This is a genomic window from Streptomyces ruber, from assembly GCF_014648075.1.
In the GTDB taxonomy this organism is placed as follows: Bacteria; Actinomycetota; Actinomycetes; order Streptomycetales; family Streptomycetaceae; genus Streptomyces; species Streptomyces ruber.
This window is the reverse complement of record NZ_BMQK01000029.1, coordinates 1-23,974: the sequence shown is the minus strand read 5'-3', so window position 1 is coordinate 23,974 and position 23,974 is coordinate 1. Positions and strand designations below refer to the sequence as shown.

General features: G+C 70.4%; 18 protein-coding genes and 5 pseudogenes. 15 read left to right on the top strand and 8 right to left on the bottom strand.

Annotated features, from left to right (window positions below; all coding sequences use genetic code 11):
• Nucleotides 1–2: 2 nt before the first annotated feature.
• Nucleotides 3–158, top strand: a pseudogene (locus IEZ04_RS35440) (IS5 family transposase); the annotation flags it as partial.
• A 228-nt stretch (nt 159–386) separates the two neighbouring features.
• Here IEZ04_RS35440 and IEZ04_RS33155 read toward each other — a convergent pair.
• From IEZ04_RS33155 to IEZ04_RS33135, 5 genes are all read right to left on the bottom strand, one after another.
• Nucleotides 387–1,079 (bottom strand): response regulator, encoded by a 693-nt coding sequence (locus IEZ04_RS33155; protein WP_189220700.1) that lies wholly within the window; start codon nt 1,077–1,079, stop codon nt 387–389.
• A 4-nt stretch (nt 1,080–1,083) separates the two neighbouring features.
• Nucleotides 1,084–2,313, bottom strand: coding sequence for a sensor histidine kinase (locus IEZ04_RS33150; protein ID WP_189220699.1), 1,230 nt, complete (start codon nt 2,311–2,313; stop codon nt 1,084–1,086).
• A gap of 18 nt (nt 2,314–2,331) precedes the next feature.
• Nucleotides 2,332–3,231, bottom strand: a complete 900-nt coding sequence (locus IEZ04_RS33145) for a CPBP family intramembrane glutamic endopeptidase (RefSeq protein ID WP_189220698.1) — start codon at nt 3,229–3,231, stop codon at nt 2,332–2,334.
• Nucleotides 3,232–3,361: 130 nt separating this feature from the next.
• The gene (locus IEZ04_RS33140; RefSeq protein WP_189220697.1) at nt 3,362–4,534 is read right to left on the bottom strand and encodes an MFS transporter; all 1,173 of its coding nucleotides are present in this window, start codon (nt 4,532–4,534) and stop codon (nt 3,362–3,364) included.
• Nucleotides 4,535–4,618: 84 nt separating this feature from the next.
• The gene (locus tag IEZ04_RS33135) at nt 4,619–5,221 is read right to left on the bottom strand and encodes a TetR/AcrR family transcriptional regulator (protein WP_189220696.1); all 603 of its coding nucleotides are present in this window, start codon (nt 5,219–5,221) and stop codon (nt 4,619–4,621) included.
• Between the two features lie 789 nt (nt 5,222–6,010).
• Between IEZ04_RS33135 and kdpF the strand changes: the two genes are divergently transcribed.
• The 11 genes and pseudogenes from kdpF to IEZ04_RS33080 all read left to right on the top strand — a co-directional run bounded on the left by kdpF (nt 6,011) and on the right by IEZ04_RS33080 (nt 19,500).
• Entirely contained in the window at nt 6,011–6,100 is a 90-nt protein-coding gene (gene kdpF, locus IEZ04_RS33130; protein WP_018533641.1) for a K(+)-transporting ATPase subunit F, read from the top strand.
• Between the two features lie 7 nt (nt 6,101–6,107).
• Complete coding sequence (gene kdpA / locus IEZ04_RS33125) at nt 6,108–7,778, top strand: potassium-transporting ATPase subunit KdpA (protein WP_189220695.1); 1,671 nt, start codon at nt 6,108–6,110, stop codon at nt 7,776–7,778.
• Nucleotides 7,775–9,958: a potassium-transporting ATPase subunit KdpB gene (kdpB, locus tag IEZ04_RS33120; protein WP_229821451.1), complete on the top strand. Its 2,184-nt coding sequence runs from the start codon at nt 7,775–7,777 to the stop codon at nt 9,956–9,958. The genes kdpA and kdpB overlap by 4 nt, the downstream gene beginning before the upstream one ends.
• A gap of 5 nt (nt 9,959–9,963) precedes the next feature.
• A complete protein-coding gene (locus IEZ04_RS33115) occupies nt 9,964–10,632 on the top strand; it encodes a potassium-transporting ATPase subunit C (RefSeq protein WP_189220694.1) in 669 nt (222 codons plus the stop codon).
• Nucleotides 10,633–10,760: 128 nt separating this feature from the next.
• Nucleotides 10,761–11,401 (top strand): annotated as a pseudogene (locus IEZ04_RS33110) (response regulator transcription factor).
• 64 nt (nt 11,402–11,465) lie between these two features.
• Nucleotides 11,466–12,684, top strand: a pseudogene (locus IEZ04_RS33105) (histidine kinase); the annotation flags it as partial.
• A gap of 312 nt (nt 12,685–12,996) precedes the next feature.
• Nucleotides 12,997–14,640, top strand: coding sequence for an IS21 family transposase (gene istA, locus IEZ04_RS33100; RefSeq protein ID WP_189220693.1), 1,644 nt, complete (start codon nt 12,997–12,999; stop codon nt 14,638–14,640).
• Nucleotides 14,637–15,428, top strand: a complete 792-nt coding sequence (istB, locus tag IEZ04_RS33095) for an IS21-like element helper ATPase IstB (RefSeq protein ID WP_189220692.1) — start codon at nt 14,637–14,639, stop codon at nt 15,426–15,428. The genes istA and istB overlap by 4 nt, the downstream gene beginning before the upstream one ends.
• 100 nt (nt 15,429–15,528) lie before the next feature.
• Nucleotides 15,529–16,176: an HAD-IA family hydrolase gene (locus tag IEZ04_RS33090; RefSeq protein WP_229821450.1), complete on the top strand. Its 648-nt coding sequence runs from the start codon at nt 15,529–15,531 to the stop codon at nt 16,174–16,176.
• A 155-nt stretch (nt 16,177–16,331) separates the two neighbouring features.
• Nucleotides 16,332–18,563: an ATP-binding cassette domain-containing protein gene (locus IEZ04_RS33085; RefSeq protein ID WP_229821449.1), complete on the top strand. Its 2,232-nt coding sequence runs from the start codon at nt 16,332–16,334 to the stop codon at nt 18,561–18,563.
• Nucleotides 18,564–18,663: 100 nt separating this feature from the next.
• Nucleotides 18,664–19,500, top strand: a complete 837-nt coding sequence (locus tag IEZ04_RS33080; protein WP_189220691.1) for an alpha/beta fold hydrolase — start codon at nt 18,664–18,666, stop codon at nt 19,498–19,500.
• Nucleotides 19,501–19,601: 101 nt separating this feature from the next.
• On the opposite strand, the pseudogene IEZ04_RS33075 reads toward IEZ04_RS33080, so the two are convergent.
• Both IEZ04_RS33075 and IEZ04_RS33070 read right to left on the bottom strand, forming a co-directional pair.
• Nucleotides 19,602–20,507 (bottom strand): annotated as a pseudogene (locus IEZ04_RS33075) (extracellular solute-binding protein); the annotation flags it as partial.
• Between the two features lie 55 nt (nt 20,508–20,562).
• Nucleotides 20,563–21,300, bottom strand: coding sequence for a recombinase family protein (locus IEZ04_RS33070; RefSeq protein ID WP_229821448.1), 738 nt, complete (start codon nt 21,298–21,300; stop codon nt 20,563–20,565).
• A gap of 14 nt (nt 21,301–21,314) precedes the next feature.
• On the opposite strand from IEZ04_RS33070, the gene IEZ04_RS33065 reads away from it, so the two are divergent.
• The 3 genes and pseudogenes from IEZ04_RS33065 to IEZ04_RS33055 all read left to right on the top strand — a co-directional run bounded on the left by IEZ04_RS33065 (nt 21,315) and on the right by IEZ04_RS33055 (nt 23,006).
• On the top strand, nt 21,315–21,611 hold the full coding sequence (locus tag IEZ04_RS33065; protein ID WP_189220727.1) for an HAD-IA family hydrolase: 297 nt from the start codon (nt 21,315–21,317) through the stop codon (nt 21,609–21,611).
• Between the two features lie 118 nt (nt 21,612–21,729).
• Nucleotides 21,730–22,651: pseudogene (locus tag IEZ04_RS33060) on the top strand (diaminopimelate decarboxylase family protein); the annotation flags it as partial.
• A 163-nt stretch (nt 22,652–22,814) separates the two neighbouring features.
• Nucleotides 22,815–23,006, top strand: coding sequence for a hypothetical protein (locus tag IEZ04_RS33055; RefSeq protein ID WP_373296398.1), 192 nt, complete (start codon nt 22,815–22,817; stop codon nt 23,004–23,006).
• Between the two features lie 386 nt (nt 23,007–23,392).
• Here the strand turns inward: IEZ04_RS33055 and IEZ04_RS33050 are convergent, their stop codons facing one another.
• Nucleotides 23,393–23,869, bottom strand: coding sequence for an ATP-binding protein (locus IEZ04_RS33050; protein WP_373296397.1), 477 nt, complete (start codon nt 23,867–23,869; stop codon nt 23,393–23,395).
• Between the last annotated feature and the right edge of the window lie 105 nt (nt 23,870–23,974).

Below are 23,974 nucleotides of genomic sequence, written 5' to 3'. Positions count from 1 at the left end.
AGGAGCGCAGCATCGGCTGGCTCATGCACCACCGCAGACTCGCCCGCGACTACGAAACCCACCCGCACCGCTCCGAAGCCATGATCCAGCTCGCGATGATCGACCTCATGGCCCGCCGCCTCACCGGCGGAAACACCACCAACTGGCGCGGAACCTGACCCCCCGGAACCAGACACCACCCCCAGGACGAAACACTCAGTGAGAACGAATCCGGGTCGAGCGAGGGTCCGGCGACCCGCGATTGATCTTGCTCGCGCAAAGGACCGTTCATGCGAGGACCGCACGAGGCTCCGGTCAGCTCGGCCGCGCGCAGTCCGGCCACAAGAGCCCGACCAGTCGGCGTGCGTCGTACCCACCTCGGTGTCCAGGTCGACGAGCGCGTGGGTTCAGCCGGTGGAGGACACCAGCCCGACCCGGTAGGCGAGGACGACGGCCTGGACTCGGTCGCGCAGGCCGAGTTTGGCCAGGATCCTCGACACGTAGGTCTTGACCGTCTCGGGGGTGATGAAGAGCTCCGCGGCGATCTCCGCGTTCGACAGCCCCTCAGCGATCTGCCGGAGCACCTCCAGCTCGCGCGGGGTCAGTGCCCGTACCACCTTCTCCCTGGCAGGCCGGGAAGTATCGGCCGGGCGCAGGTGTTCGGCGAAGTGGCCGATGAGGTGGCGGGTGACGGCGGGGGCCAGCAGGGCCTCGCCCCTGGCGACCGTCCGGATGCCGTTGACCAGCTCCGCCGGGGTCGCGTCCTTGAGGAGGAAGCCGCTGGCTCCGGCACGCAGCGCGTCGTAGACGTAGGCGTCAACGTTGAAGGTGGTGACGACCAGCACCTTCGGCGGTGCCTCGGCGTCGGGACCGGCCAGTTGCCGGGTCGCCTCGATGCCGCCGAGCAGGGGCATCCGGATGTCCATCACCACCACGTCGGGACGCAGGCGCCCTGCGGCCTGGACCGCCTCGTGCCCGTTCTCGGCCTCTCCGACGACCTCCATGTCGGGCTGGGCGGAGAAGATGGTGACGTAGCCGGTGCGCACCAGTGCCTGGTCGTCGCAGACGAGCACACGGATCGGTGGCGGCGCGTCGCTCACGGGGTCACTCCGATGCGGGCTTGGACGGAATCGTGGCGTGGACCTCGAACCCGCCTTCGGGCCGGGGTCCGGCCTCCAGTTCACCATTGACCATCCGCGCCCGTGCACGCAGCCCCGCCAGTCCACGCCCGCCCGCAGGGTCCGGCTTCCGCACGGCAGGTGCGGCCGCCGGGGAGGCGGTGGGCCCGTCGGTGGTCACCTTGATCTCGATGCGCTCCTCGCCGTGCCGGACCAGGACCCGTGTCGGCTGCCCGGCGGCGTACTTCATCGCATTGGTGAGCGCCTCCTGCACCACCCGGTACGCGGCCAGCTCCACGTCCACGGACTGCGCTCGCCGCTCGCCCTGCTCGCTGAACTCGACCGGCTGCCCCGACCTGCGGGCCTGTTCGACCAGGTCCCCGAGCCGTCCCAGAGTGGGTGCCCGGTCCGCGCGCGCCGGGTCCGCGGACGCCGACTCGCCGGTCGCCTCCAGCACGCCGAGCAGGTATCGCAGCTCTGTCAGCGCCCGACGGCCGGTGTCGCTGACGGCCGAGAGTCCCTCGCCGGCTTTGTCCGGTGCGGAGGTGAGCAGGAACTGTGCCGCGTCCGCCTGGACCACCATGGCCGTCACATGATGGGTGACCACGTCGTGCAGCTCGCTGGCGATTCGTGCCCGCTCTGCGGCCGTGGCCACTTCGGCGGCCAGCCGCCGCCGCTGCGCCTCTTCCGCCCGCCGTGTGCGCACGGTGCTCCCCACCAGCCAGAACGCGGCCAGAGTCAGATAGAACGCGAGATAGTCCGCGATGCCCTGCGGTGAGCCGAGGCGGTCCAGGACGAGGGCCAGCACGGCATAGCCCGCACTCACCACGCCCGCCAGACCATGGCGGAAGCGGACCTGGTGGGCCCCGGCCGAGTACAGGGCCAGATACAGCCCCAGACTCCCGAACGTCGTCGCGAAGCCCAGCGCCTGGTGCGCGGCGAACGCGCCCGCGACGACAGCCAGACAGCCCGCGGGCCACCGCCGGCGGGCCGCCAGCGGCAGGGTCTGGGCCAGCATCAGCCCGACGCTCAGCGCGCTCGCCGGCCGCTCGGGCAGATCCCCGATCTGCGCTCCGATGTTGGACAGGGTGGGCACGAAGGCCAACAGGGCCAGCACCAGGGCGAGGACGCCGTCCTTGAGGAAGGCGTCCCGCTCCTCCCACCAGTCGAGCGGCGCCCGGAGCAGCGCACGGCTCCAGGGCGCCTGAGGGGACATCAACACCGTTTCCTCCGGTCAGCCGGCCTGAGTGTGTCGTGCGGATCGACGGGGCAGCAGACGCCCGCCGCGGCGGGCGAGGACGAACATCCGGACGGCGAGCAGCACACCGATGACGACGGGCACCAGCGCCGCCTCCAGGCCGAAGCCACCGCCGGTCAGTACGGCGGAGCCATGCACGTCGACGGTGAACAGGCCCTCGGAGGTGTGTCCGGAGACCGGGATGCCGAGCAGCTGCTCGGTGGTGTTCCAGGCGAAGTGCAGACCCACGACGAACCAGATGCTACGCCGCCACAGGAACGCGGCGCCGAGCATCACGCCCGCCTCCAAGGCGATCGCCAGCGCACTCCACGCACTGGCTCCCGGAGAGCCCAGATGGGCGATGCCGAAGAACATCCCGGTGATCACGATGGCGGCCCGGCTGCCCCACAGCTGCTCCAGAGCCTGCAGCGCGAGACCGCGGAACAGCAGCTCCTCGGTGACCGCGGTGCCGATCTGCACCATGACCGCGGACCAGACGACCGCCATGAAGCCATGGTCCGCCCAGGAGAACGAGTAGCCCCCGAACGCCGTGATCAGCAAGACGGACACCAGAACGAAGCCCAGGCCGATCGCGCCGCCCAGCAGCGCCTCCCGGCCGGCTCCCCGCCGGGCGATCTCCGGCGTCGAGCGTCGCGCGACACGGCGCATGACCAGCCAGTACACGGCCACCGCGGCCACCGCGCCCAGCACCGGAACCGGACCGGGACCCGTGGCGGTCAGGCCCGAGACCAGGCCGACGCCGACCAGGCCCGTCAGCATCCAGCCGAGCGGAGAGCGGACGATCCGGCCGAGACGACCGCCGCGAGCGTGGTGACCGTCGGGGCCCGTGTCCGGGCCGGGGCCTCCGGCGTGCCGTGCGGTGGACGTTGTACTCATCGTGGCCTCCCCTGTAGCGGTCGCACAGGCTGCGACTTGACAACCACGCTAGGAATCAGGCGCCGTCCGCGAGTCACCCGCACATGGACCGCTCCGGTAGCTCTCGCGGGGGATGCGCCCCGAAAAAGGATCAGGCACGCAGGACCGGCGCCGGGCCGGTGACCGATGTGGTGCGGCGGGAGAGGTCGGGCAGGACGGTGGCCAGGCCGACCACGGCCATGACCGCGCCGAGCCAGAGGGGGGCGCGCAGGCCCCAGGCGTTGATGACGACGGCGCCAATGGAGGAGCCGAGGATGATACCGAGGGTGATGAAGGAGGAATGCACGGTATTGACCAAGGGGCCTGCGTTGCCGGTGCGGTGGACGCGGGTCACCATGGCCGGGTTCATGGTCACGCCGACCAGGCCGATGCCCATCATGGAGATGACGGCCAGGGCGGGCACGTCGGCGAGGAGGGCGAAGCCGGTCAGGAACACCGCGTTGAGAACGAGGCCGACGGCGAGCACCGAAACGGTGTGCCCGTCGGCGAAGCGGCCGACGATGTTGTTGCCGATGACGGTGGCCGCTCCGTAGGCGATGAGAAGCAGGGGCACGGTGTCGGTGGAGAAGCCCGTGACGTCGGTGAGGATGGGGTTGAAGTAGCTGAAGGCGGAGAAGGTGGCACCGATGATCAGCGTGCTGCTGGACAGCACCAGCCACATACGGGGCTTCTTGAAGACGCCGACCTCCTGGCGGAAGTTGCCGCCACCCTCCGTACGCTCGATGCGGGGCACGCCGAACAGAGTGGCCACGGCCGCGACCACGGTGATCAGAGTGATGGCCCAGAACGCGGCACGCCAGCCGAAACGCTCGCCGACCAGAGTGGACAGAGGCAGCCCGAGTAGCGTGCCGAGCATGAGGCCGTTCATCGCAGCAGCGATCGCGCGGCCACGGACCTCGGGGCGGGTGATCTGGGCGCACATCGAGATGCCCACACCGAAGAACGCCTGGGAGGCAATACCTGTGGTGATTCGAGCGGCCATCATCGTGCCGTAGCTGGTCGCTGTGGCGGCCAGTACGTTGCCGGCGAGGAAGATGACGAACAGCACCATCAGCGCCGTACGTGGCGGAAATCTCATCAGGGCCACGGTCAGGAAGGGTCCGCCGACAGCCATGGCCACCGCGAAGGCCGTGATGAGGTAGCCGATCTGAGGGATGGTCGCGTCCAGTCCTTCGGCCATTCGGGGCATCAGTCCGGCTACCACGAACTCACTGGTCACCATGGCGAAGATGCCGAGCGCTAAGACGTATACGGCACGAGGCACGTTTCGGTCTCCTCGAAGATTGATTATGGATAGGTCGGTACAAAACTTGGGTATGCGCGACCGCCGACATCGCAGGCCGGGCCGTCAGGCGGTGAGCGCATCCATGGTGATGTCAGCGACGGATTGCAGCGCGGCCCGGTCGGCACCGCCCTGACTGGAGATACGCATGCCTGCGATTGCCGCGTTGACGAAGCGGGCAAGCGCTCCGGCCTCGCGGCGGGAGGTGATGCTGCCGTCCCGCTGCCCCTCCCCGATCACTGCGCGCAACACGGTCAGCCGGCGCCGCGTGTCGCGGTCCAGCATTTCCGCTGCCCGCGGGTCCCGGGCGGCCAGCTCGACCGTGGTGTTCACGGTCAAACAGCCCAGGCCGCGTCCACCCGGCCGGCGTTCCGCCCCCGTCTCACCGTCAACGACCATGGCGAACAAGGCGCGCAGCCGGTCAACAGGAGTGCGCCGGATGTCCTCCAGAACGGCCAGCTGAGCGGCCGTCATGGAGTCGACGTAGCGGGCCAGCACGCGTTCGAAGAGATCGTGCTTGCTCTTGAACGTGTTGTAGATGCTGCTGCGCCCCAGCCCTGTGGCGTCACACAGGTCCTGTGTAGAGGTGGCCTCGTAGCCCTTCTCCCAGAACGTGCGCATCGCCGCGTCCAGGGCGCTGTCCTCGTCGAACGTCCTCGGTCGGGCCATGGCGCGACCTTAACCATTTTGGATCGCTCGTTGCAATAGGCTCAACTCGGCAAGGTCGCCCGCCTTGAGGATGTCGCCCGCTTCGTCGACCTCGTCTTCGAGGACATCGTCCGCACCGCGGGCCAGGCCGGCGAGATTCTCCCCACCGAATTCGGAACGACCTCGGACAGCACTACCTGAGCCACCTTGCTACCTCACCGTCTTCGCCGACGGCATCACCGCACGAGCCGCGAGCGGTGTCGGCCGCGATGGACTCCGGAGCCGGCCGACGCAGCCTTGCGTAACTGGCCACTGTCCTGAGAGGAGGTTCCAGTTCCACCGCACGACCGCATGCAGCCGGGCGTGGGGGAGGCCGCTGCGGGGGCTGTCGGGGTGCCGTGGTCGCCCAGGTGGTGCGGTGTGGCACGGGTGCGTTGATCTGCCGGCTGCGTTTCCGGCTTCTCAGGCGATCGGCGCGCTGATTGGCGGGTCTTGCCGCAGGGCAGGGCGGCGATGTCGTACGAGATGCGCGCGAGATGCGCCAAGGGGCGGGGGCGGCCGTATGGGAGCCGTCAAGGGCGCGAGGGCTGTCGTATGGGGGCCGTCAAGGCCGCGGGGGCGGCCGTATGGGACTCGTCAACGACGCTCGAATCCTGCCGGGCGTCGGGGTTTGCTCTAGGCGACCGGATCCGTTCGTTCACGGGATCCCCGAATCTCCCCGGAGCAGAAGATGGCCGACCTGGCCTACCTCGTCACCACGCTCGCGCTCTTCGCGCTGGTGGCTCTCGTCGCCAAGGGGGTGACGAAGCTGTGACCGCCGAGAACATCGTCGGCCTGGTCGTGGCCGTCGCCCTGCTGGGCTATCTCGTCCTGGCCCTGATCTACCCGGAGAGGTTCTGAGCACCACATGAGCCCCGTCCTCGCCGGCGTGCTCCAGCTGCTCGCGCTGATCGCCGCGCTGGCGCTCGCCTACGTGCCCCTCGGCAACTACATGGCCAGGGTCTACTCCTCGACGACGCACTGGCGTGTGGAGAAGTTGATCTACAAGGGCATCGGTGCCAACCCCGATGCCGAAATGCGCTGGCCCGCCTATCTGCGCGGCGTGCTGGCCTTCTCCCTGATCGGCGTCCTCTTCCTGTATGCACTCCAGCGGCTGCAGGGAGTGCTGCCCGGCTCGCTGGGCTTCGCCTCCATCGACCCGGACCAGGCGTTCAACACCGCCGTGTCCTTCGTGACGAACACCAACTGGCAGTCGTACTACGGCGAGCAGGCCATGGGTCACGTCGTGCAGACCGCCGGGCTGGCCGTGCAGAACTTCGTGTCGGCCGCGGTCGGCATGGCCGTCGCGGTGGCGCTGGTGCGTGGCTTCGCCCGATCCCGGTCGCGTACCGGTGAGCTGGGCAACTTCTGGACCGATCTGGTGCGCGGGGTCACCCGCGTCCTGGTGCCGCTGGCGTTCGTCGCCGCGGTCGTGCTGGCCGCCCGCGGGGTGATCCAGAACTTCTCCGGCATCCACGAGGCCGGCCAGTTCATGGGTGGCAGTCAGCAGTGGAACGGCGGTGCGGTCGCCTCGCAGGAGGCCATCAAGGAACTGGGCACCAACGGCGGCGGCTACTTCAACGCCAACTCCGCCCACCCCTTCGAGAACCCGACCCCGTTCACGAACCTCTTCGAGATCTTCCTGATCCTGCTGATCCCGTTCTCGCTGACCCGGACCTTCGGTGTCATGGTCGGCTCGGTGAAGCAGGGCTACGCCGTCCTGGCGGCCATGGCCACCGTCTGGCTCGGCTTCACCGCCCTGATGATGTGGACCGAGTTCGCCCACCACGGCCCGGCACTGGAGCTCGCGGGCGGGGCGACGGAGGGCAAGGAGGTCCGCTTCGGCATCGGCGCCTCGTCGATCTTCGCGGTGGCGACCACCCTGACCTCCACGGGCGCGGTGGACTCCTTGCACTCCTCCTTCACCGGCCTCGGCGGCGGCGTCACCATGCTCGGCATGATGCTGGGCGAGATCGCGCCCGGCGGTGTGGGCTCCGGCCTCTACGGCATGCTGGTCATGGCGGTCATCGCGGTGTTCGTCGCCGGCCTGATGGTCGGCCGCACCCCCGAGTACCTGGGCAGGAAGATCGGCACCCGCGAGATCAAGTTCGCCGCCTGCTACCTCCTGATCACCCCCGCGCTGGTCCTGACCTTCACCGCCGCGGCGCTGGCCCTGCCCACCCCGGGCGACTCGATGACCAACAGCGGGGCGCACGGCTTCTCCGAGATCCTGTACGCCTACACCTCCGCCGCCAACAACAACGGCTCGGCCTTCGCCGGACTCGACGCCGACACCCAGTGGTTCAACACCACGCTCGGCATCGCGATGCTGCTGGGCCGGTTCCTGCCGATGGTGTTCGTCCTGGCGCTCGCCGGCTCGCTCGCGCAGCAGAAACCCGTGCCGGTCACCGCGGGCACCCTGCGCACCGAGAAACCGCTGTTCAGCGGCCTGCTGGTCGGCAACGTGCTGATTGTCACCGGCCTCACCTACTTCCCGGCCCTGGCGTTGGGGCCGCTCGCCGAGGGGCTGGCGGCATGACCACCACCGACACGCACACGCACGAGGACCCGATGTCCACAGCCACCCCGACCCGGGCGCCGCACAGCGACGCACCCACCGGGCACAAGCCCGCCGAGGGCCGTGTCGGTGCGGGTCTCTTCGACGCGAAGCAACTGGTCACGTCGCTGCCCGACGCCTTCCGCAAGCTCGACCCGCGGGTGATGGTGAAGTCGCCCGTCATGTTCGTGGTCCTGATCGGTTCCGTCCTGACCACGGCGTTCTCCTTCACCGACCCCGGTGACTGGTTCGGGTGGACGATCAGCGCCTGGCTCTGGCTGACGGTGATCTTCGCCAATCTGGCGGAGGCGGTCGCCGAGGGCCGCGGCAAGGCGCAGGCCGACACCCTGCGCAGGGCCAAGACCGACACCGTCGCCCGCCGTCTGGTGGGCGAGCGCGAGGAGCAGGTGCCCGGCACCGAGCTCACCATCGGTGACCTGGTGGTCTGCGAGGCCGGCGACATCATTCCCGGCGACGGTGACGTCGTCGAGGGTGTCGCGTCCGTCGACGAGTCGGCGATCACGGGGGAGTCGGCCCCGGTCATCCGGGAGTCCGGCGGCGACCGCAGCGCGGTCACCGGCGGTACCAAGGTCCTCTCCGACCGCATCGTCATCAAGATCACGACGAAGCCCGGCGAGACCTTCATCGACCGCATGATCAACCTGGTCGAGGGCGCGGCCCGGCAGAAGACGCCCAACGAGATCGCGCTGAACATCCTGCTCGCCTCGCTGACCATCGTCTTCCTGCTCGCCTGCGCCACACTGCCGGCGTTCGCCGACTACGCGGGCACCCACCTGACCATGGTCGTCCTGGTGGCACTGCTGGTCTGCCTCATCCCCACCACCATCGGCGCCCTGCTCTCCGCGATCGGCATCGCAGGCATGGACCGCCTGGTGCAGCGCAACGTGCTGGCCATGTCCGGCCGCGCGGTCGAGGCCGCCGGCGACGTCTCCACGCTGCTGCTGGACAAGACCGGCACCATCACCCTCGGCAACCGGCAGGCCGCGGAATTCGTACCGGTGCGCGGCACCACCGAGGACGAGCTCGCCGACGCCGCCCAGCTCTCCTCGCTGGCCGACGAGACGCCCGAGGGCCGCTCCGTCGTCGTCCTGGCCAAGGAGAAGTACGGGCTGCGCGAGCGCCCGCCCGTCTCCCACCACCACCCTTCCAAGGAAGCGCTTCGCGTCTCTCGACCGAGCGAACTCGTGGGCGCCGAGTGGGTCCAGTTCACCGCGCAGACCCGGATGTCGGGCGTCGACGTCGACGGCCGCAGCATCCGCAAGGGCGCGGCGGGCTCGGTCATCGCCTGGGTCGAGGAGCGGGGCGGCGCGATCGCCGAGGACACGGACGCGGCAGTCGGCCGCATCTCGAAGGCGGGCGGCACTCCGCTGCTGGTGGCGGTCGAGGACGAGCGCGGAGCCCGTGTCCTGGGCGTCATCCACCTCAAGGACGTCGTCAAGGAAGGCATGCGGGAGCGGTTCACGGAACTGCGCCGCATGGGCATCAGGACCGTCATGATCACCGGCGACAACCCACTGACCGCGAAGGCGATCGCCGACGAGGCGGGCGTCGACGACTTCCTCGCCGAGGCGACTCCCGAGGACAAGATGGCCCTCATCAAGCGGGAGCAGGCGGGCGGCAAGCTGGTCGCGATGACCGGCGACGGCACCAACGACGCCCCGGCACTCGCCCAGGCGGACGTCGGCGTGGCGATGAACACGGGCACGTCGGCCGCCAAGGAGGCCGGCAACATGGTCGACCTCGACTCCAACCCGACCAAGCTCATCGAGATCGTCGAGATCGGCAAACAGCTCCTCATCACCCGCGGCGCGCTGACCACGTTCTCCATCGCCAACGACGTCGCCAAGTACTTCGCCATCATCCCGGCACTGTTCGCGGCGGTCTACCCCGGCCTGGACAAGCTCAACGTCATGCAGTTGTCCTCGCCCGACTCCGCGATCCTGTCCGCAGTGATCTTCAACGCGCTGATCATCATCGCGCTCGTCCCGCTCGCCCTGAAGGGCGTCCAGTACCGGCCCGTGAGCGCGGACAAGATGCTCCGCCGCAACCTCACCGTCTACGGCCTGGGCGGGCTGATCGCCCCGTTCCTCGGCATCAAACTCATCGACCTGCTCATCTCGCTCATCCCGGGGATCGGCTGAAGGACATGAACACCTCCCTGACGAACACCGCTCGGCTGCTCGGCGCGGCCCTGCGCGCCCTCCTCGTCCTGACCCTGGTCACCGGCGTCCTCTACCCGCTGGCCGTCACCGGCATCGCCCAGGGGCTGTTCCCCGGCAAGGCGAACGGCTCCGAGATCGAGGCGGACGGCGAGGTCGTCGGCTCATCGCTGATCGGACAGTCGTACAACCTGCCGCTGGGGGAGGGCCAGGAGACCCCGGAGCCGGACTTGAAATGGTTCCAGGGCCGCCCGCAGAACGGCCTCGGCACCAACAGCGTCAACACCCAGTACGACCTCATCCTGTCCGGGGCCACCAACCGCTCCGCCGACAACGAGGAGCTCGTCCAGTGGGTGAAGGACGCCCGGGCCGCCGTCATCGAGGACAACTCGGTGCCCGGCTACACCGTCAAGCCCTCCGAGGTGCCCGCCGACGCGGTCACCTCCTCCGGCTCCGGCCTGGACCCGCACATCTCGCCCGAGTACGCGGACCTCCAGGTCCACCGGGTCGCCGAGAGGAACTCCCTGACCGTCGACCAGGTCCGACAGCTCGTCGACCAGCACACCCAGAACCGCACGCTCGGCTTCATCGGCGAACCCCGGGTCAACGTGCTCGAACTCAACATCGCGCTCAAGGAACTCACGGCCGAGAGCTGATGCGCTTACCCCAACGGCACGGGAGCCGGCTGCCCGGAACACGCCCCGGTTCCGCCGGCTCCCACCGCCACGACCGCCCACCACCCAACCGCTCCGCCCCGGCACACGACACCGAAAGGCACACACCGGTGCCCCGGGTGCTGGTCGTGGAGGACGCCCCCAGCTCGTCCGCGCGCTCGTCGTCAACCTGCGGGCCCGCCACTACGACGTCGACACGGCACCGGACGGCGCCACGGCCCTGCGCCTGGTGGCCGCACACCCGCCGGACGTGATGATCCTCGGCCTCGGCCTGCCGGACACGGACGTGGTGCTGTCCGCCCGCCGCGCCTCCGGCGAGAAGACCGCCGCGCTCGACGCAGGCGCCGACGACCACGTCACCGAGCCCTTCAGCATGAACGAACTCCTCCCCCGCCTGCGCGCCGCTGTCCGCCGCGGCAGGACGGCACCGACCGCACCCGGAACGACGCCGGCCGAAACGGGCGACTTCACCGTCGACCTGACGGCGAAGAAGGTCCGCCGGGTCGGCGGCGACGTCCGGCTGCCCCCGGCGGAATGGCACCTGCTGGAAATCCTGGTCACCCATCCCGGCCGCCTCAGCACCCAGAAACACCTCCTGCACGAGGTCTGGGGCGAGGGAGCGGAGAGCAGGACCAACCACCTGCGGGTGGACATGACCCAGCCGCGCCGCAAACTCGAGGCCGACCCTTCCCCACCCCGCTATTCCGTCACCGAGCCGGGCATGGGCATGGGCTACCGCTTCGAGGGCTGAACGGCGCTCCCGGCAAGGGCTGCCGGCACGGCCTGCGGACCACCAAGGGAACAGGGACGAGACGATGGCACGCGGCACGTCGCGGATCTACCTCGGAGCGGCACCGGGCGTCGGCAAGACCCACGCCATGCTGTCCGAGGCGCACCGCCGGGTGGAACGCGGCACCGACTGCGTGGTCGGCTTCGTGGAACACCATGAGCGGCCCCGCACCGAGGTGATGCTGCGCGGCCTGGAGCAGGTAGGCTCAGGCGGCTGGAGTACCGGGGAACCACGTTCCGGGAGACGGACCTGGACGCGGTGCTGACCCGTCGTCCCAAGGTGGTCCTCGTCGATGAACTGGCCCACACCAACGTCCCCGGCTCCCGCACCAGCAAGCGGTGGCAGGACGCGGAGGAACTGCTGGCCGCCGGCATCGACGTCATCTCGACCGTGAACATCCAGCACCTGGAGTCCCTGGGCGACGTCGTGGAGTCGATCACCGGGGTGCGCCAGCGGGAGACCGAGCCGGACGAGGTCGTGCGGAGGGCGGACCGGATCGAACTGGCCGACATGTCACCGCAGGCGCTGCGCCGCCGTACGGCGCACGGCAACGTCTACAAGCCCGACAAGACGGACGCCGCCTCGTCCCACCACTTCCGCTCGGGAACCTCACCGCGCTGCGCGAGCTGGCGCTGCTGTGGGGGGCCGACCGCGGCGACGAGTATCCGACCGAGTACCGCAGCCGGCACCACGTGTCGAGGATCCGGGGCTCACGCGAGCGGATCGTGGTCGGCCTGACCGGCGGACCGGAGGGACGCACGCTGATCCGGCGGGCGGCCCGCCTGGCGGAGAAGGGGGCCGGCGGGGAGGTGCTGGCGCTCTGCATGGCCCGCAGCGACGGACTGACCTCGGCCTCGATCAGGGAGCTGGCCCTCCAGCGGACCCTGGTCGAGGACCTGGGCGGCACCTTCCACCATGTGGTCGGCGAGGACATTCCCACCTCGCTGCTGGAATTCGCCCGCGGGGTGAACGCCACCCAGATCGTGCTCGGCGTGTCCCGCCGCAAGGGCTGGCAGTACGTCTCCGGGCCCGGCGTGGGCGCCACCGTCGCCCACGGCTCCGGTCCCGACCTGGACGTCCGTCTCATCACCCACGACGCGATGGGCAGCGGACGCGGTCTCCCGGCCGCCCGGGGCGCACGGCTCGGCCGTGCACGGATCGTCGCCGGCTGGCTGGTCGGCGTGCTCGGCCCCGCCCTGCTCACCCTGCTGCTGAGCGCCGCCCTGCCCGACGTGGGCCTGGCACCGCGATCGCCGTACCGGCGCCCGCCCCCGCCCTGCGGGCCGGCTGGGAAAAGGATGCACGGCATGACCACCGTCGACGTACCCGCCACCCATGCCGCCGGCACCGAGCTGTCGGTGTGGCCCGTGTCCACCACACAGCCCGCACCCGGCGACCTCGCCGTGGGTGGCGTGGCTATGCGGACATCTTCGGAAGGCGTTTGTCGATGACTGCGGGAGGCATCTGCTGACCGGCTTTGTGGATGTCGCTTTCTTTTGACGGCACTCGGGGGCTTGCGGTGGGAGGCTCGTTGTGCTTCTCCCGCTGGGGGCCGTATGGGCAACTCGCAGTCGAAGACCGTCCTGTACGCGGCGATCCGCCAGGACCACCGCCTTCATGGCATGTCGGGGCGTGCGCTGGAGCGCAAGCACGGGGTGACGTGGCGGACGGTGCGCAAGGCGCTGGATGCCCAGTGGCCGGAGCCGCGGAAGCCGCAGCGGCGTCGGGAGACGCGGCTGGACCCGTACATGCCGCTGGTCGATGGGATGCTGCGGGCGGATTTGGATGCGCCGCCCAAGCAGCGGCACACCGCCAAGCGGATCTTCGACCGGCTGCTGGAGGAATACGGAGCGCGCGATGTCTCCTACGGCATGGTGCGGGCCTACGTCGCCCGTCGGCGCCAGGAGGTCCGGCGGGAGGCGGGGCTGGGGCCGGCGGCGGTGTTCGTGCCGCAGTCGCACGCGCCGGGGGCGGAGGCGGAGGTTGACTTCGGGGACGTGCACATCGTGCTGGCCGGGGAGCCGACGAGGGCCTTCCTGTTCTCGCTGCGGCTGTCGTACTCGGGCAAGGCGGTGCACCGGGTGTTCGCCTCCTGCGGTCAGGAGGCGTTCTTCGAGGGACACGTGCACGCCTTCCGGGTGCTGGGCGGTCTGCCCCGCGGCACCATCCGCTACGACAATCTCAAGGCCGCGGTCCAGCGGGTGCTGGGGCTGACCCGGGCGCGGGCGGAGAACGAGCGCTGGACGGCCTTCCGCTCGCACTGGGGCATCGATCCGCTCTACTGCCTGCCGGGTATCGAGGGCGCTCACGAGAAGGGTGGGGTGGAGGGCCAGATCGGGTACTTCCGCCGCAATCACTTCGTGCCGGTGCCGCAGGTCGCCTCGCTGGCCGAGCTGAACGCGCTCGTGGACGCCTGGGACCAGGCCGATGAGGCACGGCGGATCGGCCTGCGCACCGGCACTGTCGGCCAGTACTTCGCCCAGGAACAGCCGCTGCTGCGGGGGCTGCCTGGGGAGCCGTTCGAGACGGGCCGCTGGTTCACGCCCCGGGTGGACCGCTATGGCCAGGTCAGTGTCCGCTCCAACCACTACTCGGTACCGGTCCGCCTGATCGGCCGCCAGGTCCGCGTGCTGCTGCACGCCAACGACCTGGCCGTCTACGACGGCCGCGCCGAGGTGGCCCGGCACGAGCGCCTGATCGGCCGCGGCGGCAGCCGCCTGGACCTGGACCACTACCTGGAGGCCCTGCTGCGCAAGCCCGGCGCCTTTCCCGGCTCCACGCCGCTGGAGCAGGCACGCTCCGCGGGCCGGTTCACACCCGTGCACGACCGGTGGTGGGAGGCGGCCCGTGCGGCGCACGGAGACGCCGCGGGCACGCGGGCCTTGATCGAGGTGCTGCTGCTGGCGAGGCACATGGAGCACGAGCACGTCGTCGCCGGGCTCGCGGCGGCCCACCGGGTCGGAGCGCTGACCGCGGACGCGGTCGCGCTGGAGGCCCGCAAGGCGGCCGACACCGAGCTCGGCAGCCTAGCACCGCCGGCTCCGCGGCATCCGGCGCGGGCCGCGGGCACGAACGTCACCTTCCTGGAGGACTGGCGGCTGTCCCACCTGCCGCCGGACACCCGGCCGCTGCCCTCGGTGGCCCCCTACGACCAGTTGCTCGTCCGCCGCCCGGCGGCGGACCGGAAGGAGGGACCATGAGTCCTCGCAAGCGTGGCCTGACCGAAGAGGCCGCGACCACCGCCATTCTCCAGGCCTGCCGGATGCTGCGGCTGCCGACCATTCGCGGCCAGTTCCCCGAGCTCGCCGACGGTGCCGCCCGGGACCAGATGTCCTACAGGGGCTTCCTCGCCGAGCTGCTGATGGCGGAGTGCGACGACCGGGCCCGCCGTCGCTCCGAACGCCGGATCAAGGCCGCCTCCTTTCCCCGCGACAAGTCGCTGCGGGCCTTCGACTTCGACGCCAACCCCAACATCGACGCGGCCGTCGTCCACACCCTGGCCACCTGCGAATGGGTCAACAAGGGAGAACCTCTCTGCCTCATCGGCGACTCCGGCACGGGGAAGTCCCATCTGCTGATCGCGTTGGGCACCGAGGCCGCGATGAAGGGCTTCCGCGTCCGCTACACGCTGGCCACCAAGCTGGTGAACGAGCTGGTCGAGGCCGCCGACGACAAGCAGCTGTCCAAGACCATCGCCCGCTACGGGCGCGTCGATCTCTTATGCATCGACGAGCTGGGCTATATGGAACTGGACCGGCGCGGCGCCGAACTGCTGTTCCAGGTGCTGACCGAACGCGAGGAGAAGAACAGCGTCGCCATCGCCTCCAACGAATCTTTCGGCGGATGGACGAAAACCTTCACGGACCCGCGGCTCTGCGCGGCCATCGTCGACCGCCTCACCTTCAACGGCGCCATCATCCAGACCGGCACCGAGTCCTACCGCCTCGCCCACACCAAGGCCCAAACCGAACACGCCGACTCCGCCTGACTCTCCGCCCGGGAACAGAACTCGGATGTGGTGAGACGTCGCGTGGGAAGGGCACCGTCGGCTGTGGCTTCCTTGATCGCCGGGATGCTATTCATGCCGAGTGACGACATCGCCGGCCGACAGCCACCCTCTGCCCTTCGACGCCATTTTGTGCGACCTCGACGGCGTCGTCCGCTTCTACGACATGACCGAGGTCGCCCGCCTCGAGCGTGAGGCGGGATTGCCTGAGGGCAGTACCGCGGCCGTTGGCTACGCGCCGGAGGTCGACATGCCGTTGCTGCTCGGACGCATCACCAAAACCGAGTGGGAGGATGCCATAGCCGACAACCTGGCCTCTCGTGTGTCCCTGCCTACCGCTCGTACTCTCGCCCGGGCCTTCGCCGATGCCGACTTCTGGGCGGACGGAACCGTCGTGGACCTCCTCCGGCAAGCTCGAAAGCACTGCCCGCTCATCCTCGTCACCAACGCAACGGCGTGGCTGGACCAAGATCTAGCGCAGCTCGGACTGACCGACCTTGCCGACGCCATCGTCAACAGTTCTCAGGCAGGCATCGCGAAGCCGGACCTGCGCATATACAAGATCGCAGCGCAGCAGGCCGGTGCCCAAGCGGACCGATGTCTGTTCATAGACGACCGGCAGGAGAACATCGACGCCGCCATCCGCCTCGGTATGACAGGAATCCTCTACCGCCGACTCGCGGACCTGCGCACCGCCCTCGCCCCGCTCCTTCGGCCGGCAACGGCGTGACCCTGAGGGTGCACAGATGAGCGACGTTGAAACTCATCGATGTTGATCACTCAGAGGTCTTCGAAGCGCCTCCCACAGTTGTCGAGAAACGCCTCCCCGAGAAAGCAACACAGCCACCGGGCGATGCCGACGGCATCAGCATCACCGGTGCCCGGGTGCACAACCTCAAGGACGTGTCCCTCACCCTCCCGCACAACAAGATCACGGTCTTCACCGGGGTCTCCGGCTCGGGGAAGTCCTCGATCGTCTTCGACACCGTCGCGGTGGAGGCCCAGCGGCAGCTCAACGCCACCTTCAGCTGGTACATCCGCAACCAGCTGCCGAAGTACGAACGCCCCGCGGCGGAGCGCATCGGGAACCTGACCACCCCGGTCGTCGTCGACCAGAAGCCGGTCGGCGGCAGCGCCCGCTCCACCGTCGGCACCATGACCGACATCCAGCCGCTGATCCGGGCCCTGTTCGCCCGCTTCGGCTCCTGTGGCGACGGTGGACCGCTGCCCGTGTCGGCCTTCTCCTTCAACGACCCGCAGGGCATGTGTCCCGGCTGCGACGGCCTCGGCCAGAGCGTCACCCTGGACCTGGACAGGATGCTGGACAGGTCCAGGTCCCTGGACGACGGCGCCGTGCTGTTCCCGGAGTACAAGGTGGGCAGCCCGGACTGGCAGATATGGGCCCGCTCCGGCCGGCTGGACCCGGCCAAGCCGCTCGCCGACTACACGGCGGAGGAGATGGACACCCTGCTGCACGGCACCGGCGGCAAGGTGACGGTGAAGACCAAGAGCACCGAGTTCCAGACCGCCTACGAGGGCCTGGCCGACCGGTTCACCCGGCTCAACCTCAAGCGGGACCTGAGCTCCCTGAGCGAGCGCAAGCGCCGGACCGTCGAGCAGTTCATCACCGACGGCGTCTGCCCCGACTGCCGGGGCGCCCGGCTCGGCCCGGCGGCGCTCGCCTGCCGGATCGACGGCCACAACATCGCCGACTTCTCCCGGATGGAGATCGGCGAACTCGTCGGCGCCCTCGCCGCGGTCGACCGGCCCGAGGCCGCGTCCCTGGTGGCCGCCGCGCGCGCCGCCCTGGAGCGCGTCATCGGCATCGGTCTGGGCTATCTCAGCCTGGACCGGCCCACCGGCACCCTCTCCGGCGGCGAGGGACAGCGGCTGAAGATGGTCCGGCTGCTGGGCAGCGAGCTGACCGGTATGACGTACATCTTCGACGAGCCGAGCATCGGCCTGCACCCGCGCGACGTCGGCCGGCTCAACGACCTGCTGCGGGCCCTGCGCGACAAGGGCAACACGGTGCTCGTCGTGGAGCACGACCCGGACGTCATCGCCGTCGCCGACCACATCGTCGACGTCGGCCCGCGGGCCGGCGCGCAGGGCGGCGAGATCGTCTTCCAGGGCAGCTACGAGGACCTGCGGTCCGCGCAGACGCTCACCGGCACGAGCCTGCGCCGCACCGGGCGGATCAAGGACAGCGTGCGCGAGCCCACGGGGAAGCTGTCCGTCACCGACGCCGCCCTGCACAACCTCAAGAACGTCTCCGTCGACATCCCCGCCGGGGTGCTCACCGCCGTCACCGGGGTCGCCGGCTCGGGCAAGAGCAGCCTCATCGGGGAGGCGTTCATGGCCGCGCACCCGGACGCGGTCTTCGTCGACCAGTCCGCCATCGCCGCCTCCTCGCGCTCCACACCGGTGACCTACCTCGGGCTGATGGACCCGCTGCGCAAGCTGTTCGCCAAGGCCACCGGCGCCAACGCGGCCCTGTTCAGCTTCAACTCCAAGGGCGCCTGCGAGGAGTGCCAGGGCCGCGGTGTCATCATCACCGAGCTGGCGTTCATGGACCCGGTGACCACCCACTGCGCCGTCTGCGAGGGCCGCCGTTTCAAGGAGGAGGTCCTCGAGCACCGGCTGCGCGGGAAGTCCATCGCCGACGTGCTGGAGATGCCCGCGGCCGAGGCCGTGGAGTTCTTCCCGGAGAAGGCGCTGAACGACAGGCTCCGCGCCCTCGTCGACGTGGGCCTCGGCTATCTCGGCCTCGGCCAGCCGCTCAGCAGCCTGTCGGGCGGGGAGCTCCAGCGCATCAAGCTCGCCGACCAGCTGCACCGCACCGGCAGCGTGTTCGTCCTGGACGAGCCCACGACCGGTCTGCATCTGTCGGACATCGACACGCTGCTCACCCTGCTGAACCGGCTGGCCGACGCCGGCAACACCGTGATCGTCATCGAGCACCACCTCGATGTGATCGCCCAGGCCGACTGGATCGTCGACCTCGGGCCGGAGGGCGGGAAGGACGGCGGCCGGATCGTGTTCACCGGCACGCCGAAGGAACTCCTCGCCGCCGACGGCTCCCTGACGGGCGAGCACCTGGCCCGCTACTGTGCCTAGCGGCCGGCCGGGCCCGCGGCCCCTCGCGGCCGCGGGCCCGGCCCCCTCGCGCGGGACACCGCCCGACCACCGACACCGCATCACACCAACCGGAGAGAACATGTCCGCAACCCGAACCAAGGCGGCCACCACCGAAGGACGGGTCGTCTCCGCCGATGGCACCGACATAGCGTTCGAGCAGTCGGGGTCCGGGCCCGCCGTGATCCTGGTGGCCTCCGCGCTGGCCGACCGCTCCGACACCAAGAAGCTCGCCGCCCTGCTGGCCGAGCACTTCACGGTCATCAACTACGACCGCCGGGGCCGGGGCGCCAGCGGGGACGCCGCCGACTACGCGGTCGAGCGGGAGATCGAGGACATCGCGGCCCTGATCGGCCACGCGGGCGGCAGCGCCTCGCTGTTCGGCTCCTCCTCCGGAGCCGTCCTCGCCCTGCGCGCCGCCGTGGCCGGACTGAAGATCGACCGGCTCGCGCTCTTCGAACCGCCCTTCGTGGTGGCCGCGGGCGACGACGGCCCGCCCAGGGACCTGGCCCGGCAGGTGAACACCCTGCTGGCCGAGGACCGGCGCGCCGAAGCGGTCAAGTTCTTCATGACCAAGGTCCAGGGCATGCCCGGCATCGCCGTCGCCTCCATGCGGCTGATGCCCGGCGTGTGGCGCACGCTCACCGGCATGGCCCACACCCTGCCCTACGACATCGCCGTCATGGGCGACACCCAGCGGGGCGAACCGCTCTCCCCCGGCGACTGGTCGCCGGCGACCGTACCGACCCGGGTGCTGACCGGCGGCAAGAGCGGCGACTCCATGCGCCGCGCCGGCGAGGCCCTCGCCGGGGTCCTCCCCGACGCCGAGCACCGGGTCCTGCCCGGTGTCAACCACGGCGCCGTCGTCATGGCGCCCAAGAAGGTCGCACCCGAGATCACCGCCTTCCTGAAGGGCTGATGCACGGCGCACGACGCGAGGGCCCGGCCGTCCGGCCGGGCCCTCGCCCGCCCCGCCGTCACCCGGGCCCCTCGGCCCGGCCACCACGGGGAGGACAGACGTCAGAGCCCGAGCCGCTCGTGGTAGCCGTCCAGCAGCGCCTGCGCCTCCGCCGTGGCCCGGGCGAACACCTGGGCCGGGTCCGCCGAGCGCAGCAGCACCTCGTCCATCGCCCGCGCCATGACGTCGTGGACGCCCGGGAGCTCGCCGAGCAGCGGGCCCAGCGCGGCCGGCGAACGGTCCGAGAGCCCGAGCTGCTCGGTGGCCACCCGCTGGTGCGGCCGCTCACGGAACCAGCCGGACTCCTCCAGCGACGCGTACGCCGCCCCCGTCACCGGCACGAAACCGTGGTCGCGGTGCCAGCCGGCGGCATGCTCCGGGCCGATCAGATACTGCATCAGGGCCAGTGCCCCGTCCCGCTTGACGGGGTCGAGCCCCCGGGCCAGCCACAGCGAGTCGCCCGAGACGGGATTGCCCGCGTACGGGGCCGCCGCGGCGCGGGGCATCGGCGCGGCCGCCACGGTGAACCCCGCCCGCGCCCCGCACCGTACGAGGTCGTCGGCGGCCTTGGAGGAGTCGAGCACCAGGGCCACCCGCTGCTCGGCGAACGCGCCGAACGCCCCCTCCCAGTCCGAGGGCCCGCCGGTGCGGAGGTAGTGCCCGCGCTCATGGAGCCCGGCCCACCACTCGGCCCAGCGCAGCAGCTCCTTGGAGGCCAGGTCGACCGTCCGGGCGCGCCCGGACCGCCCGTTGGCCCGGTCGGCCAGCAGCCCGCCCTGCTGCGCCACCGCCTGCTGGCCCACCCAGCCGTCGTTCGCCCAGGTGATGCCGTGCTGCGCACCGCCTCCCGGGCCGGTGACCGCAGCGCAGGCGGCCTCCACCTCCTCCCAGGTGCGCGGCACCTCGTGGATCCCGGCCGCCCGGAGCAGGGTGGTGTTGGCGTACAGCAGCAGCGTCGTGGCCGTGAGCGGTACGGAGGCCCCGGCGTCCTATCTCTGACCCATGGTGCAAAGTAGCGGGTGATCACGTGCTCACCGCTGGGGCGGCCTGCTCGTCATGCTCGCGGAGCATCCGCATGACGGTGGCGGGCGACGGGTTTTGACCCTTCTTCGCGCCGGTGGTGATGACGAGCCGTTTGGCGATGTCGCGCAGGCTCATCTCCTGGGCGCGTAGGTGCAGGGCCATGGACAGCATGGAGTCGTCGGTGACGCCCGCGCCGCCGATGGTCTTGCCGCGCCTGCGGGCGGACTCGTGGCCTTCGAGGGTGCGGTCGCGGATGTACTCGCGCTCCATGCCGGACATCGCGGCGAGCACGGTGAACACGATCCCGGACGGGTCGTGCGAGCCCTTGAGTTCTCCGGTGAGGAACTCCAGGCCGACGTCGCTCGCCTTCAGCTCTTCGGCGAGCATGGCGAGTTCGATGCCGCGGCCGAGCCGTTTGTGCTCGTGGACGACGAGGGTCACGGCGACGCCGGAGGAGCGGATCTCTCCGGCGAGCTTCACGGCGGCCTCCAGCTCGGGGCGCCGGGTGGCGCGGGTAGAGATCTTCTCCGAGAAGACGCGGGTCACCCCGGCCTCGGCGAGGGAGTCGAGTTGTGCATCGAGGGACTGTCGGGCGGTCGAGGCGCGGGCGTAGCCGAGGCGGACGTGCCCGACCGGTTCGGCGCCGGCGCTCACCGGTCGGGGCAGCTCGGTCCACACCGAGCCCGGCTTGCGTACGGCCGGGGTCGGCACGCTGAGCGTCTTGGCGAGCTGGGGCACGAGGCTGCCCGCTCATCCTCGTCACCAACGCAACGGCGTGGCTGGACCAAGATCTAGCGCAGCTCGGACTGACCGACCTTGCCGACGCCATCGTCAACAGTTCTCAGGCAGGCATCGCGAAGCCGGACCTGCGCATATACAAGATCGCAGCGCAGCAGGCCGGTGCCCAAGCGGACCGATGTCTGTTCATAGACGACCGGCAGGAGAACATCGACGCCGCCATCCGCCTCGGTATGACAGGAATCCTCTACCGCCGACTCGCGGACCTGCGCACCGCCCTCGCCCCGCTCCTTCGGCCGGCAACGGCGTGACCCTGAGGGTGCACAGATGAGCGACGTTGAAACTCATCGATGTTGATCACTCAGGGGTCTTCGAAGCGCCTCCCACAGTTGTCGAGAAACGCCTCCCCGAGAAAGCAACACAGCCAGTGGCGTATCCCTCGCAGACATCGCCGGCCGCTTCGGCACCCCCGTCTACGTCCTCGACGAGGCCGAGGTGCGCGCACGCTGCCGCGCCTACCGCAACGCCTTCCCCGACGCCGAGATCCTCTACGCCGCCAAGGCGTTCCTGTGCCGGGCCATGGCTCACTGGACGGCCGAGGAGGGCCTCGGCCTCGACGTCTGCTCCGCCGGCGAACTCGAAACCGCCGTCACCACCGGCTTCCCACCGGAACGCATCGTGCTGCACGGCAACGCCGAATCACCGCGCGACCTCGAGGCGGCGCTGCGCCTCGGCGTCGGCCGCGTCGTCGTCGACGACCTCTCGGAGATCGCACGGCTGGCCGCCGCCGTGGCCCCGGGCGGGCACCAGAAGGTGGTGGTCCGCGTGGTGCCCGGGATCAGCACCGGCGGCCACGAGAAGATCCGCACCGGCACGGACGACCAGAAGTCCGGCCTGTCGATCGCCGACGGCTACGCCCAGCACGCCATCACCCGCATCCTCGAACCAGCCCCGACTGCGCCTGACGGGCCTGCACTGCCACCTGGGCTCCCAGATTACCGGCGTCAAGCCCTACCTCCTCGCCGTGCGACGCATGGTCGGCCTGATGGCGCGGTTGCACGAGCAGCACGGCCTGGTCCTGCCCGAACTCGACCTCGGCGGCGGCCACGGCATCGCCTACCGTCCCGGCGAACAGGTCCTGGGCCTGGCGGCGCTGGCCCGCAGGGTCCGCGCGGAGCTGGCCGACGCGTGTGCCACGGCCGGACTGCCCGAGCCCCGCCTGATCATCGAACCCGGATGCGCGATCGTCGGCCCCGCGGGCGTCGCCCCCCACCGCGTACTGGCCGTCAAGCGCACGGGCGACCACCTCTTCGTGGCCGTGGACGGCGGCATGAGCGACGACCCGGGGCCGCACCGCAGGCCACCCACCAGGAGCCGGAAGACGCGACCGACCAGTCCGTTCCCGAACCGCGCACCCACGACGACGCAACCGATACGAGGACAACCCGGCAGGCACCACAGGACAACCGCCCACGCTGCCTTACGACTACCCGTCCTTCATCAGCGAAGACCTCATGGTCGTCTTCGCCACCAGCGCCCTGCTCGCTCGCGCGCAAGCGGACCCCGCGCCGGACGCCTGGCGCCGCCACGTCGCCTTCCTGCTGGACGGGCTGCGCTCGGAAGCCGCGCAACGGCCGCTGCCCGTGGTGCCCCTGACACCACAGCAGATGTACGACGTACTGGGCGGGCTCACTGGCACGCCGTAGCGGACACCGATGCCACGCAGCAGAAGGTGCAAGGCCGACCCGACCCGTTCCCACAGCGCAGGCGACAACAGGTCACCCGATACACAACGGCGGCGTTGCCGGTGTTCCGCGCGGCCACGCTCGTCCGGCTGCGGGCGGGCACCGAGCTCGACGGCAAGTTCCGTACAGGCACGGCAGCCGGTGTTCGGGAGGGCGGGACGGTAGGCGTCCGGCAGGCGGTGCGGAGCCGGTCGTCGGGTTCCTGACCGCACTGAATGCGAGCCTCCCTGGCCGGAGGCGGCGGCGATGGCGCGCTCGCCGCGGATGGACGACCGGCCCGGCCGGCCACTTCGCTGCGGGCGCCGGTCCGGTCGCGGCGCTCGTTCGTCCAGGGGTCCGCCGCTGCCTCAGGCGGCGGTGCCGGATGCGTCGGACAGGGTGATGCGGGCCGTGATGCGCTTGCCGACCGGCTCCCGATCGGTGGACAGGTCCTCGGTCACGGCTTTGACGAGCTCCAGGCCGTGCTGGCCGATCCGGCTCGGATCGGCGGCCTTCGCCGCGGGAAGGGTGGGGCTGCTGTCCCACACGACGACCTCCACGGCCTCAACGGTGACGCGCAGCTCCGTCAGGACCGGGCCGGGAGCGTATGTGCGGGCGTTGGTGACCAGCTCGCTGACCACCAGCTGGCCGAGATCTGTCGTGCGCCCCGGCATCGGCAGCTGATGGTCGTCGCGGGCCCGGTCGAGAAGGGCGGCGGCGTGGTTACGGGCGTCCGCGATGGAGCCGTCGTCCGCGCCCAGCGCGTAGCCGGCGCGTACGAGGTACTCGTCCGGCGCCGTACCGCCGGCCCCGTCGGCATGGAACTGCACTGACCTTGCCCTCATCCACCGCTCCCCCCGTTATGTTTTTCGCGGTCCTGCAAGAGGGCCGCTGGCCTCCGGGCCCGGCATGACTGTTCCCCCCTGTCGAACCAATGACCTGGGGGGTGG